Origin of the sequence: Streptomyces sp. SP17BM10 (assembly GCF_036322405.1) — a bacterium.
Classification (GTDB): Bacteria; Actinomycetota; Actinomycetes; order Streptomycetales; family Streptomycetaceae; genus Kitasatospora.
This window is the reverse complement of the sequence record NZ_JAQYXB010000516.1, coordinates 1-14526: the sequence shown is the minus strand read 5'-3', so window position 1 is coordinate 14526 and position 14526 is coordinate 1. Positions and strand designations below refer to the sequence as shown.

Annotated in this window: 13 protein-coding genes; 4 read left to right on the top strand and 9 right to left on the bottom strand. The window is 75.0% G+C overall.

All coding sequences use genetic code 11. The annotated features are described in order from the left end of the window. Positions 1 to 3: 3 nt before the first annotated feature. From PUR71_RS10240 to PUR71_RS10230, 3 genes are all read right to left on the bottom strand, one after another. Entirely contained in the window at positions 4 to 1614 is a 1611-nt protein-coding gene (locus PUR71_RS10240; protein ID WP_329926289.1) for a serine/threonine-protein kinase, read from the bottom strand. 59 nt (positions 1615 to 1673) lie between these two features. Continuing rightward, the gene (locus tag PUR71_RS10235; RefSeq protein ID WP_329926287.1) at positions 1674 to 2129 is read right to left on the bottom strand and encodes a hypothetical protein; all 456 of its coding nucleotides are present in this window, start codon (positions 2127 to 2129) and stop codon (positions 1674 to 1676) included. Between the two features lie 93 nt (positions 2130 to 2222). Continuing rightward, positions 2223 to 2753 carry a MarR family winged helix-turn-helix transcriptional regulator gene (locus PUR71_RS10230; protein WP_329926285.1) on the bottom strand — a complete coding sequence of 177 codons (531 nt, stop codon included), beginning with the start codon at positions 2751 to 2753 and terminating at the stop codon, positions 2223 to 2225. Positions 2754 to 2877: 124 nt separating this feature from the next. On the opposite strand from PUR71_RS10230, the gene PUR71_RS10225 reads away from it, so the two are divergent. Next, positions 2878 to 3801 carry an EamA family transporter gene (locus tag PUR71_RS10225; protein ID WP_329926283.1) on the top strand — a complete coding sequence of 308 codons (924 nt, stop codon included), beginning with the start codon at positions 2878 to 2880 and terminating at the stop codon, positions 3799 to 3801. A 69-nt stretch (positions 3802 to 3870) separates the two neighbouring features. Here the strand turns inward: PUR71_RS10225 and PUR71_RS10220 are convergent, their stop codons facing one another. The 4 genes from PUR71_RS10220 to PUR71_RS10205 all read right to left on the bottom strand — a co-directional run bounded on the left by PUR71_RS10220 (position 3871) and on the right by PUR71_RS10205 (position 8106). Then, a complete protein-coding gene (locus PUR71_RS10220; RefSeq protein WP_329926281.1) occupies positions 3871 to 4638 on the bottom strand; it encodes a hypothetical protein in 768 nt (255 codons plus the stop codon). A gap of 152 nt (positions 4639 to 4790) precedes the next feature. Then, positions 4791 to 5846, bottom strand: coding sequence for a TolB family protein (locus PUR71_RS10215; protein ID WP_329926414.1), 1056 nt, complete (start codon positions 5844 to 5846; stop codon positions 4791 to 4793). Between the two features lie 38 nt (positions 5847 to 5884). Then, complete coding sequence (locus tag PUR71_RS10210) at positions 5885 to 7195, bottom strand: MFS transporter (RefSeq protein WP_329926279.1); 1311 nt, start codon at positions 7193 to 7195, stop codon at positions 5885 to 5887. Between the two features lie 5 nt (positions 7196 to 7200). Then, complete coding sequence (locus PUR71_RS10205) at positions 7201 to 8106, bottom strand: alkaline phosphatase family protein (RefSeq protein WP_329926278.1); 906 nt, start codon at positions 8104 to 8106, stop codon at positions 7201 to 7203. Between the two features lie 274 nt (positions 8107 to 8380). Here PUR71_RS10205 and PUR71_RS10200 point away from each other — a divergent pair, with 274 nt between their 5' ends. Continuing rightward, on the top strand, positions 8381 to 9604 hold the full coding sequence (locus tag PUR71_RS10200) for a cobalamin biosynthesis protein (RefSeq protein ID WP_329926276.1): 1224 nt from the start codon (positions 8381 to 8383) through the stop codon (positions 9602 to 9604). Then, a complete protein-coding gene (cobC, locus tag PUR71_RS10195) occupies positions 9601 to 10653 on the top strand; it encodes an Rv2231c family pyridoxal phosphate-dependent protein CobC (protein ID WP_329926274.1) in 1053 nt (350 codons plus the stop codon). Before PUR71_RS10200 ends, cobC begins: the two co-directional genes overlap by 4 nt. A 12-nt stretch (positions 10654 to 10665) precedes the next feature. On the opposite strand, the gene PUR71_RS10190 is transcribed toward cobC, so the two are convergent. Then, positions 10666 to 11481, bottom strand: a complete 816-nt coding sequence (locus PUR71_RS10190; RefSeq protein ID WP_329926273.1) for an MOSC domain-containing protein — start codon at positions 11479 to 11481, stop codon at positions 10666 to 10668. Next, positions 11478 to 12044, bottom strand: coding sequence for a hypothetical protein (locus PUR71_RS10185; protein WP_329926272.1), 567 nt, complete (start codon positions 12042 to 12044; stop codon positions 11478 to 11480). The genes PUR71_RS10190 and PUR71_RS10185 overlap by 4 nt, the downstream gene beginning before the upstream one ends. A gap of 130 nt (positions 12045 to 12174) precedes the next feature. Here PUR71_RS10185 and PUR71_RS10180 point away from each other — a divergent pair. Further along, on the top strand, positions 12175 to 14526 hold a 2352-nt coding region (locus tag PUR71_RS10180; RefSeq protein WP_329926270.1), incomplete at its 3' end, for an N-acetylmuramoyl-L-alanine amidase.

The following is a 14526-nucleotide window of genomic DNA, read 5'->3' as shown; positions in this document are numbered from 1 at the left end:
CCGTCAGAGCGCCAGGGTCTGCCAGCCCCGGGTGATCTGGTCGTGGACGGCCGCCGGGTCCGGGGCCGCCTGCCGGGCCGCCGCGAGCGCGGCCAGCAGGGCCGCCCCGTCCGCCGGGCGCTGCGCCGGGTCGATGGCCAGGGCTTGGGTGACGACGGCGGCGAGCCCCGGGTCGAGGTCCCGGACCGCCGTCACCGCGGCCGCGTCCGGCCCGGTCTCCACGATCCGGCGGATCACCGCGCCCGTGCTGGTCGCCGCGAACGGGCTCGCGCCGTGCGCCGCGCACACCACGCAGCACGCCCACGCCCACACGTCGGCGGCCGTGCCGACCCGCTCGTCGCCGAACTGCTCCGGCGCCATGTAGGTGAGGGTGCCGGGCCCGCCGCCGGTCATGGTGAGCCGGGTGCCGTCCACGATCGCCGCGATGCCGAAATCCAGCAGCCGCGGACCGGCTGTCGTCAGCATGATGTTCGCCGGCTTGAGGTCCCGGTGCACCAGTCCCAGCCGGTGCACCCCGGACAGCGCCACGGCCAGCGCGAGCGCCAGGGCGCGCAGCGCCTCGGCGGAGCGGATCGGCCCCTGCTCGCGCAGGTGGACGTCGAGCGGGCGGCCGTCCAGCAGTTCCATGGCGAGGTACGGGCGGCCCTGGTCCACGCCCGAGTCGAGCACCCGGGCGGTGTACGCGCCCGGGACCATCGCCAGCACCTCGGACTCGCGCTGGAAGCGGCGCAGGAGCTCGCCGTCGTCGAGGAGTTCGAGGTTGATGGTCTTGAGGGCGACCTGCGTCGCGGAGCCCTGCCGCTGGGCGAGGTACACCGTGCCCATGCCTCCGGAGCCGATCCGGCCGAGGAGCTGGTAGCCGCCGAGGACGCGGGGCTCGTGCGAGCCGAGTGGCTGTCCGAGGGACGGGGTGGGCCGGGCGGGCGGCGTCGCGGGGGCGGGCGGGGCGAGCTGGGTGGGGACGTACCCCTGCTGCGGCGGCACGGTGGCCGCGTACGGGCTGAGCGGCGGCTGCTGCGCCGCCCCGGGCCCGACCGTCTTGGGCCGCAGGCTCGTGATCAGGGCGACGACCTGGAAGACCAGCGCGGCCGGAACCAGGATGACCGGCAGGACGAACACGGCGAGCACCGCGCGCAGGACGAGCAGTGCGAGGACCCGCAGCCGGGTCGGCGTGGACCGCCACGCCTGCCGGGGCATGCCGGTGGCCAGCACGTTGCGCTGGGTCAGGTAGGAGAGCCCCAGCCAGAGCACCAGGCACACGACGAAGGCCGTGACGTACCAGGTCCGGGCCATGTGGAGGGCCAGGTGCGACTCGAAGGAGATGTAGCGCGCATTGACCGGGTCGAACGGCTTCGCGAACAGCCTGTCGCCGAAATGGGAGAGCGTGGGGACGATGACGACCGCCCCGACCGCGGTCAGCACGACCACGGCCGCTTCGCCGACCGTCGCCCCGATGCCGCCCGGGGCACCCGCGCCCGCGTCCTCCCCGAGGGCCGTCAACGCCCTTCTGCGCGCCGCCGTCTGAGCGCGCACCAGCACCGGAAGCGTCGCCAGTCGGATCACCAGCACCGCGCCGAGCACGGCCAGCAGAGCCCAACCGATACCGATCATCATGCTTCCCCCCGCCTCATCGAGCACAGGGAGTATAGGGGGCCCGATTCCGCCGCGGCACGCTACGGGCGGCGGGCGGCGAAGGTGCCGTGGACGGGGTCGGCCAGGTAGCAGGTGGGGCAGCGGAGACGGGTGTAGATCGCCACGGGGCCCATGCAGACGTCCTCGCGGCCGTCGGCGGGGGAGGTGGAGGCGGCGGGGCGGCCGCATTCGAGGCAGGGGCGGGTGGGGCGTTCGGCGGTGGAGCAGGCGCGGCAGAGCATCCGTTCCGGGGTCTCGGCGTGGACGACGACGGGTTGGGGGCCGCCCGCGCAGAGGTGTTCGCAGAAGGTCCAGGTGTCGTCGGCCTCGGCCGCGAGCATCCGGGCGCGGGCCTCCTGCTGCCAGCGGGCCGCCTGCTGGATCGGGATCGTCACGGGCGGGCCCCAGCCGGCGGCGATGAGCCACTCCCTGCCCTCGGCGCCGGCGGCCCGGAGCTGGTCGTCGACGGCGATGTCCCTGGGGGTCCTGTCCTTCATCGGCGTTCTCCTCCGGCACGGTTGTGCCGGGTCTAACGCGGCCGGGGATCGGTTGGATACGCGAACCACCGCGGCGCGGGAGGCCCGTCCCGGCTACAGCCGCTCGACGTCCCCGTGGGCGACGAGCAGCTTCTTCAGCAGCGCGTCCAGCTGGGTGCGCTCGGCCCGGTCGAGGGGGGCGAGGAGGCGCTCCTCGTTCCGGACGTGGCCGAGCAGCAGCGCGTCGACGAGGTCCTTGCCCTCCGGGGTGAGCCGGACCAGCACCGCCCGGCGGTCGCTCGGACAGGGGTGCCGCTCGACGAGGCCCTTCGCGGACAGCCGGTCGACGCGGTTGGTGATCGCGCCCGACGTCACCATCGCGGACTTGAGCAGCGCGCGGGCGTTCAGCTCGTACGGCTCGCCGGACCGGCGGAGCGTCGCGAGGACGTCGAACTCCGAGGTGTCCAGGCCGTGCCGGGTGAAGTACTCGCGCAGGGCGGAGTCGACGCGGACGTTGAGGCGCCGCAGCCGGCCGATCAGGGCCATCGGGCCGCTGTCGATCTCGGGTCGGGCTCGGGCCCACTGATCGACGATGTCGTCCACGGTGTCCCGCCGCCGCTCCTGACCCTGCCCCTGCTCCCGCATGGCTTCCGCCTCCCTGGTCCGCTGTCCCTACCGGTTTATCTTAACCTTCACATACTTGACGTTCGCAGATCTCCGGCGCACTATTTATCTCAACGTTCAGATAGTCAACGTTGAGGGGAACGTCATGGATCGGAACCGCCTGGGGGTCGCCGCCACCGCCGCCCTCGCCCCGGCCGCGTGGGGCACGACCTACCTCGTCACCACGCAGCTCCTGCCCGAGGGCCGCCCCCTGCTGCTCGCCGTCGTCCGCGCCCTCCCGGCGGGGCTGCTCCTGCTGCTCATGGGCCGCCGGCTGCCGAGGGGCCGCTGGTGGGGGCGCGCGGCCGTGCTCGGGATGCTCAACATCGGGCTGTTCTTCCCGCTGGTCTTCGTCGGCGCCTACCGCCTGCCCGGCGGCGTCGCGGCGACCATCGGGGCGATCCAGCCGCTGCTGGTCGCCGGGTTCTCGGTCGGTGTGCTCGGCCTCCGGCCCGGGCGGCGGACGGTCCTGGCCGGACTGGCCGGGGTCGGCGGCGTCGCGCTCCTCGTCCTCAAGAGCGGAGCGCGGCTGGACGGCGTCGGCATCGCGGCGATGGTCGCGGGGATCGCGCTGATGGCGATGGGCACGGTCCTCACCCGCCGGTGGGGGCGCCCCGAGGGCGCGACCCTGCTCGACCTCACCGCGTGGCAGCTCCTGGCCGGCTCGGTCTTCCTCGTCCCGCTCGCGGCCGTGGTCGAGGGCGCGCCGCCCGCGCTGAGCGCCACCAACCTGGCCGGGTTCGCCTACCTCGGGCTGTTCGGCACGGCGATCGGCTATGTCCTCTGGTTCCGCGGGATCGAGCGCCTGGGCGCCGGCCCGGCGTCCTTCCTCGGGCTGATCAACCCCGTCGTCGCGACGGTGGGCGGCCTGGTCGTCCTCGGGCAGACCCTCACCCCGTGGCAGGTCCTGGGCCTGGTGATCGCCCTGGGCGCCCTGGTGGCCGGGCAGTCCCCGGCCCGTGCCCCGAAGCCGGTGGCGCCGACCCCCGCGCCCACCCCGGCTCCCGAGCGGGCGACCGCCGCCCGCTGACGCCGATCGCCCCCGCTGCCGAGCCCACTCGCCGGCGGGGGCGCGGCGTCGGGGCGGGAGGAGTCCGCGTCAGCCGGTGGCGCGGACGTAGATGTCGGCGGCGCCGGGCAGGCCTCCGGGGATGGTGGAGACGTAGATGCGGCGGCCGGCGGTCGTGGCGGGGGTGGGCGTGGGGATGGGGATGGCCGAAACGGTCGGGGTGGCCGGGGGACTCACCGTCACCGTCACCGTCGCGGTCGGGGCGGGCGACGGCGAGGTGTCGTCGTCCTCGTCATCGTCCGGGTCGGCGGCGGGCGCCGGGCCCACCGGGGTGACGTCGGCGGGCGCCGCGTCCGTGGTCACCACCGGGGACGGCACGGGGGTCCCGGATGCCGAGGGGGACGGCTCGGGGAGCTCCGGGGCCGTCGTGGGTTCGTTGCCGCCGAGGGCCGTGGCGAGGTCGGGCGGCAGCGGTGCGGCGGGGCCCGGGTCGGGGAGGTCGTAGGCGCGCAGGAAGTCGGCGAGGCCGACGTCCTTGCCGCCGGCGACGCGGTAGTGCAGGTACGCGACGGCCATGCCGTCGGGCGCGTGGGTGTAGACGGAGCCGACGGGTACGAAGGCCCGGCCCGCGCCCGGGTGCTGGGAGGGGTGGAGGCCGGCCAGGCGTTCGGCGCGGTCGCGGTCCGTCTCCCGGCCGCCGCCGCCCAGGGTGAGGGTGTTGACGCCCCGGACGAGCAGGGCCGCCGCGACGGACACGAGCAGCACGAGGCTCACGGCGACGGTGCGGCGCAGCACCGGCCGGCCGTGCAGGGCGGGCCAGGAGTCGGTGACCACGCGCTCGGGTGGGATGCCGTCCACCGTTGTCGCTCCCCCGTTCGATCGAGTCGTCACCGTGCTCGACGAGGGACCGCGGCCGAGAGTTCCTCGGCCGGCACGACCGGGCCGCACGACCCGCCCCCGCGACCCGCCGTACGACCGGCCCGCACGGCCCACCCGGCAGTCCGGCGGTCTCACCCCACGTACGCGGGGGCGACCGCCGCCGTGGTGACCCGCCGGGCGGCGCCGGTGCCGTCGGCCGGGACGGTCCACAGGTCGGCGCCGTAGTCGCCGGGGAGGGCGTAGAGGAGGGTGCCGGTGTCGCTCCAGACGGCCTGGTCGTCGATGTTGCGCTGCTCGGCGGTGGCGGTCTCGGTCATGGTGGCGAGGTCGAGGACGTAGAGCCGCCAGGGCGAGTCGGCGGGCAGGCCGGGCACGCGCTTCTTGTAGGCGACGCGGGTGCCGTCCGGGGAGAGCGAGGGGCACTCGACGTCGTCGTGGAGGGTGGTGAGGGTGCGGGCGGCGAGGTCGCCGCGGACGAGGTGGGTGGTGCCGCCGGAGGCGAGGGTCGCGTAGAAGGTGTCGTCGTCGGCGAAGGTGACGCCCCAGATGTTGATGTCGTGGGCTCGGAACGGCTGTCCGTCCTTGATGACGTCGAAGGTCTCCAGGTTCTCGCGGAGGTTCCCGTCGCGGACGTCGACGATCGAGGTGCGGGTGGAGAAGTCGGTGCCGGCGTAGGAGTCGCCGCTGACGAAGACGGTCCAGGCGGCGAAATGCCCGGAGGGCGAGACGCGGGCGCGCGTGGGGATGCCGGCGGCGGGGAAGGAGCGCTTCTCCTGGAGGTGGTCGTCGAGGACGACGGCGCGGTAGGTGTCCTCCAGGGCGCCGTGCTCGGCCTGGAGGCAGATGCCGGTGCCGCCGGCGGCGTGGAAGCGCAGGCACGTGACGCCGGAGGCGGTGCGGGGGCCGTCGGCGCGGTCGGCGGGGACGGTGGTGAGCTCGTCGCGGTGCGGGCCCCAGGCCATGTTGCGGAACACCAGTCGCCGGCCGCCGGGGGCGGCCGCGAGGGACACCGTCCCGGACGAGACGGCCGGGCCGCCCGCCTGCGTCCGGTCGCGGCGGGCGGTGCGGTCGGAGGCGTGGAGGACGGCGCCGGTGCCGACCGATCCGAGCAGGAGGACGGCGACCAGCAGGATGAGCACCCTGGCCCGGTTCCCGAGGGTCCGGCCGTGGACGGGCCGGTCCGTCACGGGCTCGTCGAGCAGGGGCTGGTTCTGGAGCGGCTGGTTCACGAGGACACCTCACGAGCGGGTTCGCGGAGCACGACGGCCGCGCCGACGACGCACAGGGCGAGCGCGCCCGCCGACCACGCGAGCGCGGTGGAGCCGCCGATCGCGCTCCACAGCGCGCCGAACAGCAGCGAGCAGGCGAACCGGGCGAGCGCCTGCCCGGTGCCGACGAGGGCGAGCCCGGCGCCGCGCTGCTCGGCGGGCACGGCGTCGGCCGCGGCGGCGGCGAGCACGCCGTCGGTGGCGGCGTAGAAGGAGCCGTGCAGGACGAGGACGCAGATCACCGCGGGCAGTCCGCGCAGCGGCGAGAGCAGCAGGCCGTACGCGAGGAGCAACAGCCCGTGCCCCGCGAGGAAGAGGGTGCGGCGGCCGATCCGGTCGGCGAGCAGGCCCAGGGGAACGGCGAGCAGGAGGAAGGCGGCGGCGGTGCCGAGCGGCAGCAGCGGGAACAGGTTGATGGACAGGCCGAGGCGGCGCTGCACGAGAAGGTAGACGAACGAGTCGCTGACGGTGGTGAGTCCGAGCAGGACGGCGCACGCGGTGAGCCGCCGCAGCCCCGGTAGCCGCAGCAGCCGCAGGCCGTCGCGCAGCGAGGGGGCGGCGCTCGACGGCTCGTCACAGGTGAGCCGGTTCGGCACAAACAGCAGCAGAACCAGCACGCCGAACACCGCGACGCACGCGCTGACGGTGAACACCGCGTCGTAGCCGTGCCGTTCGCCGCCGTCGGCGAGCATCGGGCCGCCGGCCAGGCGCAGCACCAGGAACGCGCTGAGCGGCCCGAGCAGCGCGCCCGCGGTGTCCATCGCGCGGTGCACGCCGAACGCCCGGCCGCGGTGGGCGGGGTCGGTGGCGAGCGAGATCATCGCGTCGCGCGGGGCGGTGCGCAGGCCCTTGCCGGTGCGGTCGACTGCGATGACGGCGCCGATCAGGGGCACGGTGTGGGCGAACAGCAGCAGCGGCTTGCACAGCGCCGACAGGCCGTAGCCGACGGCCGCGACGGCCTTGTGCCGGGCCGCGCCGTCGGCGCCGCGCCGGTCGGCGAGGTGGCCGCCGGCGAGGCGGACGAGCGCGCTGAAGCCGTTCTGGATGCCGTCCAGCAGTCCGAAGCCGAGCGGCGAGAGGCCGAGTCCGGTCAGCAGGTAGAGCGGGAGGACGGCGCTGACCATCTCGGAGGAGATGTCGGTGACCAGGCTGACGGTGCCGAGGGCGAGGACGGCCCCGGGCACGGCGCGCAGGGCGGCGGCCCGCCGCCCCGGCGTGGTTGCCGGGGCGGCGGGGGCCTTCGAGCTGCGGGATTCCGCGACGTACACGGGCGTCAGTTCCAGATGCCGGTGATGTCGTTCGCACCCGCGGAGTTGCCGGCGTGCGCGTTGACGCCCGCGAGGTCCTCCAGCGTGTGCAACACGTCGTAGTGGTTGTAGCTGGTGGAGGTGGTGCTGCCCGGGGCGACGTGCGCGCCGTAGACCACGGTGGGGATGCGGTTGCCGGAGAGCTTGTTGTCCTCGTCGAAGGTCATGACGAGGAGGCTGTTGTGGCTCCTGGCCCAGTCCGCGTAGGCGGCGAGGTTGGTCCGGATCCAGGAGTCGCCGGTGCCGACCGAACAGTCGTGCATGTCGTCGCAGAGGTCCGGGACGACGAACGACACCTTGGGCAGGGTGGTGAAGTCGGTCGGGAAGGCGTCCATGCCGTAGGCGGTGGAGGTCGGGACGTTGCCGAAGCCGAACCAGGGGTTGTGCTTCTGGGCGTAGTTGTCGACGCGGCAGTCGGTGGCGCCGACGGCGGGGATGCCCTCGTTGTAGCTGGCGAACGTCTGGCCGGTGGCCAGCAGTTCGGAGGCCAGGTTGGGCGCCTGCATGGTGCCGACGTCGACACAGCTGTCGTCGACGACGTCCTGGGAGCTGCCCGAGAACAGCATGTAGTAGTTGGGCTGGCTGGGGTGCGTGAGCGCGTAGGACTGGGTCAGTGTCGCGCCGCCGGCCACCAGGGTGTTGTTGACGTAGGGCGCCTTGGAGCTGCCGATCACCTGCGAGTAGGCGTGGTTCTCCATGACGACGACCACGATGTGGTCGGGTGTCGGGAGGGCGGCGGCGGTGTCGGCCGCGGCGTCGCCGGTGGCGGCCCACAGGCCGAGCGAGCCGGCCGAGAGGCCGAGGGCCGCGGCGAGCGCGGTCAGGGCGCGGTGGCGGGGAGCGCCGGGCGTGCGGAGTCGTGCGAAGGCCATGGGGGTCCTCCGTGCGTCGGATGTGCCTCGGGCTTGATGGGGGTTGAGCGCCGAAAACAGTAGGATCGCCGTGGTGACGTGTACCGCACAAGACAGGTGAAGAACAGACGAACAACTGCCGCCCCCGCAGCCCACGTCACATCCGCCGGCGATTGACCCGTTCCGGCCGGGCGTGGTGGGATCACCTGGGCTTTTGCCCGTCCGGGCGGGGCCGGACGGGGTCGGCCCGAGGCCGGGTCAAACCCTGGTCAAGGAGCGAGCCGAGGAGCTGGACGTGATCGGGCTGATCGCCGCCAACGGGTCGGTCCGGCCGCTCGCCGCCGAACTGCACGCCGCCTGGCCGGACAGCAGCAAGGTCTACCGGCCGTCGACCGGCAGTTGCTTCGGCCTGCCCGAGGCGATCGGACTGGCGCTGCACGAGTGTGAGTTCGTGATCTGCTTCGCGCCCCTGCCCGGGGCCGTCCGCCTGGCCGAGTACGCGGGCCCGCGCGGTACCGAGGGCAAGGGCCTGCTCTGCGTGGACCCCCGGCGCCGGTACGTGATCCCGCTGACCGGCGACGCCGGCACCACCGAGCTGGCCTGGGAGGTGGCGGCCGTCCTCGGCGTCCAGCCGGTGCTCACCGGCCCGCCGTCCCAGCGCGAGAGCGCGCTCGCCGAGCTGACCCGGCGGGCCGCGCCCGTGGCGGGACCCGACGGCCCCGCCACGGCGGCCCCCGCGGAGGAGCCGGTCCTGCGGATCCCCGACCCGGAGGACCCGGACGACCCCGACAGCGACCTCGCCGTCCTCCCCCGCACCCTCGTCCTCGGCGTCGGCGCGGGCAGCGGCACCGAGCAGACCGAGGTGATGCGGCTGCTCATGGACGTCCTGCGGGAGACCGGCCTGTCCCGCCAGTCCGTCGCGCGCATCGCCACCGTGGCCGGCAAGGGCGAGCACCCCGCCGTGACCTGGGCCCGGTGGTGCCTCGGCCGCCCCCCGGTGGACGAGCACCCGGCGGACGCGCTCGCGGCCGTCCCGGTGCCGAACCCGTCCGCCGACGTCGCCACCGCCGTCGGCACCGCGAGCGTCGCCGAGGCGGCGGCGCTGGCGAGCGCGCCGGGCGGCGAACTCGTCGTCGCCAAGCGGAAGTCGGCGCACGCGACGATCGCGATCGCGCGGACGGCGCTGCGCGGACGGCTGACGCTGGTCGGCCTCGGCCCCGGACCGCACGACCTGCTCGTGCCGCGCGCGCTGGAGGCGCTGCGGCGCGTCTCCGCAGTCGTCGGCCCGCCGGACGCGCTCGCGGCCGTCGCCGGACTGCTGCGCCCGGCCACGCGCAGGATCGCGCCGGAGGACAGCGCCGGGGCCGCCACCACGCTGGCCTCGCACGGCCACGACGTCGCCCTCGTGGCCCTCGGCGACGGCGCCGGACTGAGCGTGCCGCCCGGCGCGTACGACGTCCTCCGCGTCCCCGGCCTGCCCCTCGAACACCGGGAAGAAAGCGAAGGAGACCCCGCGTGACCCCAGCCGAACCCGACCTCCGCCACCACGGCGACGCCGAGGTGCGCGCCGACGGGCTCGGCCTGGTCGACCTCGCCGTCAACGTCCGCACCGGCACGCCCCCGACCTGGCTGCGCGAGCGCCTCGCCGCCACGCTCGGCGACCTCGCCGCCTATCCGGACCAGACGGCCGCGCGGGCGGCCGTCGCCGCGCGGCACGGGCGGCCGGTGGACGAGGTGCTGCTCACCTCGGGCGCCGCCGAGGCCTTCGTCCTGCTCGCACGCGTCCTGACTCCCCGTCACATTACCGTCGTCCACCCGCAGTTCACCGAGCCCGAGGCAGCCCTGCGCGACGCCGGGCACACGGTGCACCGCTCGCTCCTGTCGCCCTCGGACGGCTTCCGGCTCACCCCGGGCGCCGTCCCAGAGGAGGCCGACCTGGTCGTCCTCGGCAACCCGACCAACCCGACCTCCGTCCTGCACCCCGCCGACGCCGTCGCCGCCCTGGCCCGCCCCGGGCGCACCCTGGTGGTGGACGAGGCCTTCATGGACACCGTGCCCGGCGAGCGCGAGTCCCTCGCCGCCGCCCGCGACCTGCCCGGCCGGGTGGTCGTGCTGCGCAGCCTCACCAAGACCTGGGGCCTCGCCGGACTGCGGATCGGCTACGTGCTCGGGCCCGCGCCGCTGATCGCGGAGCTCGGCGCCGCGCAGCCGCTGTGGCCGGTCTCCACCCCGGCGCTGGCCGCCGCCGAGGCGTGCAGCACGCCGGCCGCGCTGGCCGAGGCGGAGGAGGCTGCCGCCGAGCTCGCCCTGTGGCGCGCCAACCTGCTCAAGGGGCTGGCCGGTTTCCCGTCCGTCCGGGTGCACGGGGCACCGGCCGCCTCCTTCCTCCTGGTCCGGCTGCCGGGCGCGGCCGCCGTCCGGGAGCGGCTTCGGGCGCGCGGCTTCGCCGTTCGCCGCGGGGACACCTTCCCGGGGCTGGGCGAGGAGTGGCTGCGGATCGCCGTCCGGGACGAGCCGACCACCGCACGCTTCCTGGACGCGCTGGCGGCCGTGCTCGACGAGACCTGACCGGTCCCGGCCTCAGCGCAGCGTGACCACGTCCCCGACCGCGATCGGCCCCGGCTCCAGCACCTGCGCGTACACGCCGGCGCAGGGCAGCTCGGGCATGCCCTCCAGCGGCACCAGGCGGTTCTCCGCGGCGAGCACCCGCAGGGCGTCCGCGCTGCGCGGCAGCGGTCCGTGGCGCAGCGTCGGTACGGCGCAGCGCGGCGTGGGCACCAGGACGCGCAGGCGCAGGAGCGGTCCGACGCGCAGTTCCCGCCCCACCCAGTCGTTCTCGACGTAGCCGGTGCCGGCGGTGCGGATCACGGCGTTCGGCCGGTAGCGCTCGGCCTGCGCGCCGGCGGCGGCGAGCGTCGAGGTCGTCAGGAGGTGCAGCGGCGCGAAGTCGAAGAACGTCCCGTCCGGTGCGGCCCGGCCCAGCTCGTTGACGGTGAAGCCGACCTCCACGTCGATCCCGCGGGCCAGCACCTCCTCCGGCACGGCCCGCTCGACCGCCGCCCCGGGCGGGCGTTCGGCGATCAGCGTCACCTTGCGGCCGAGCGCCTCGGACAGCCCCTCCTCGTCCACGCCCCGCTCGTCCGGGCCGGTGATCGCCACCGTGCCGTCCGCCGCGGTCCGGGCGGTGAAGCCCAGCAGGTCGGCCCAGAGCCGCGGGTGCTTGGCGCTGGCGATCCGGCCCGTCCCGACGTCGAGCAGGGCGCGCGCCCGGTCGCCGGCGAGGCCGCGCCCGGTGACCTCCGCGCGCGGCAGCTCCTCCCCCAGCAGCGACTTCACCGGGTAGCGGCGCACGCGCTCGACCGTCCCGACGACCAGACCTCCGGCGTCCCCGCTCACTGCCCGTCCTCCGCCGACTCCTCGTCCTGCGCACGCTCCTCGTCCTGCACCCACTCGCGGAGCGCCGCGAAGTGCAGTTCCCCGAGTCCCGCCCGGGGGTCGACCCAGAGCGGCAGGGCCGGGCCCGGGTGGTGGGCGGCGATCCACTCGATGTCCTGCGGCCCGAGTTCGTCGTCCAGCCAGACGAAGGGGCGGCCGGCCGCCCAGGCGACGAGGTCCCGGGTCTTCCAGTGCAGACCGTCCGGGTCCTCGCGGAACACCTCCGTCCACCGGATGTACGGGAGCTCGGGCAGGCCGATGCGGGGGCCTATGAAGGTGTTCGCCTCGTCCATCCAGGTGGTCGCCCACACCAGCTCGTACGGCAGGGACAGCAACTCGGGCCCGTGCAGCGGGTTGAGCCACACCCGCAGCGGCTCGACCCGCTCGCCCGGCGCCGGGCGGCGGCGCGCCACCCAGGAGTCGGGCAGGACGTGGTGGGTGTCGTAGCCGTCCGGGCGCTGCTCCCCCGGGGCGGCGTAGGGGTTCAGGGGACCGTCGACGTCGATGAGCAGAAGGGGCGTCATACCTGCTCATCCTGGCCGCCGTCGGCCGGGTTGACTACCGGGTTTCCGGTCCCGGGATGCTAGCGTCGCGGCGGCCCGGAACAATCTCCCGGGACCTCCACCGGACAGAGCGTAAGGTCGGCAGACTCCGTTGATTTCCATACCGAGAGCGGCACAGCGCCCGCTCGCCCCGCACGGTCGGCGCGCCCTCGGCGCCGCCGTGGCCACCGTGCTGGCCGGCGCGGCCCTCGGGTTCGCCCCGGCGGCCGCCGCCGCGCCCGCGCAGGGCTCGCTGCAGGAACAGTTCCGGGCCGCGGCCGCCGAGTTCCAGGTGCCGGAGGGCGTGCTGCTCGCGCTCTCCTACCAGGAGACCCGCTGGGACTCCCACCAGGGCGCGCCGAGCACGACCGGCAACTACAACGTCATGGGCCTGACCCAGGTCGACGTCGCCGCGGTCCGCGCGGCGCTGGCCGCCGGTCCGGGGCCCGACACGGCCGACGGCCGCGGCGACGACGCTCCGCCGCGGCCGGTCTCCGGCACGCCCACCGCGCCCTCCGTCGAGGACGGCCCGGAGCTGCACACGCTCGACGCGGCGGCGGCGCTGATCCACCGCCCGGCGGAGGACCTCAAGCGGGACCCCGCGCAGAGCGTCCGCGGCGGCGCGGCGCTGCTGGCCGAGTACCAGAGGGAGTCCCTGGAGCAGAGCGGCCGGGCCGCCTCGGCGGACCCGAGCGCCTGGTACCAGGCGGTGGCCCGGTTCAGCCGGTCCGGGGACGCGGGCGCGGCGAACCCGTTCGCCGACCGGGTCTTCGACACGCTGCGCAAGGGCGTCTCCCGGCGGACCGCCGAGGGCGAGACCCTCACCCTCGCGCCGATCCGGGTCCTGAACGTCCCGTCCACGGCGGCCCGCTCCGCCGCACCGGCCCCGCGCACGGCGACCCGCGCCGCGTACGTCACGCCGGCGGCCGACACCACGGCCACCGGCACCACGGTCACCCCTGCCGCTGCCACCGCCGCGGTCGCCGACGGCAGCGTCGAGTGCCCGGCCTCCCTCGGCTGCGACTTCCAGCCCGCCGCGTACGCGCTCACCAACCCGAGCGACCCGACGTCCTACGGCAACTACACCAAGGCCAACCGCCCGGACGACGGCGACCGGATCCAGTACATCGTCATCCACGACACCGAGGGCGGCTTCGCCGGCTCGATCGCGGCGTTCCAGAACCCGAGCAACCAGGCCAGCGCCCACTACATGGTGCGCTCCTCCGACGGTCACGTCACCCAGCTGGTCAACACGAACAACGTGGCCTGGCACGCGGGCAACAAGACCGTCAACATGCACAGCATCGGCGTCGAGCACGAGGGCTACGCCTTCCCGACCGACCGCCCGACCTGGTACTCGGAGCAGCTCTACCAGTCGTCGGCCGCGCTGGTCGGCTACCTGGCGAACCGGTTCGGCGTCCCGCTGGACCGTCAGCACGTCATCGGCCACGACGACGTCCCCGGCCCGGTCCAGGCGAACGTCGCCGGGATGCACTGGGACCCGGGCACGTTCTGGGACTGGTCGCACTACATGGACCTGCTCGGCGCCCCGCTCAAGGCGGGCATCGGCGGCCAGCCGTCGGTGGGCGGCGAGATCACGATCACCCCGGCCTTCGACACCACCAACCAGCCCCCGGTGAGCGGCACCGCCGACCGTCCGGAGAACTTCGTCTACCTGCGCACCAGCCCGGACCCGAACGCCCCGCTGCTCAACGGCGGTTCCACCCGGGCCTCCGACTGGAGCGACAAGGCCGTCACCGGCGCCTCCTACGTCGTCGCCGACCTGAGCGGCGACTGGACGGCCATCTGGTACGACGGCCAGAAGGCCTGGTTCTACAACCCCGGCGGCCAGAGCGCGACCGCCGACAACCGGCCCGGCCGGACCCTGCTGACCCCGAAGTCCGGCGCCGCCTCCGTCCCGGTGTACGGGCGCAGCTACCCCGAGGCCTCCGCCTACCTCCCGTACCCCGCGATCACCGCGCAGGCCGTCACCCCGCTGAACGCCACCGTGCCGGCCGGGCAGTCCTACGTCGCGGCGAGCGCGGCCCCGGTGCAGTCCGACTTCTACTACGGCCAGAACATCGACGGCAGCGCGCCCAACGACCGCACGCTGGTGGTCGGTTGCGACACCTACTACCCGATCCGCTACAACCACCGGCTGGCCTTCCTGAAGGCCTCCGACGTCGCGGGCGCCCCGGCCGCCGGACCGTGCACCCAGCCGCCCACGCCGAGCGCGGGCGTGCTGCGCGGGGCGGGCTCCGGCCGCTGCCTGGACGTCCCCTTCGCGAGCCAGGCCAACGGCACCCAGCCCGACATCTGGGACTGCAACGGCGGCGCCAACCAGCAGTGGACCTACACCCCGGCCGGCCAGCTGACCGTCTACGGCGGCACCAAGTGCCTGGACGCCTACAACAACCAGACCGCCCCGGGCACCAAGATCGACATCTACGACTGCAACGGCGGC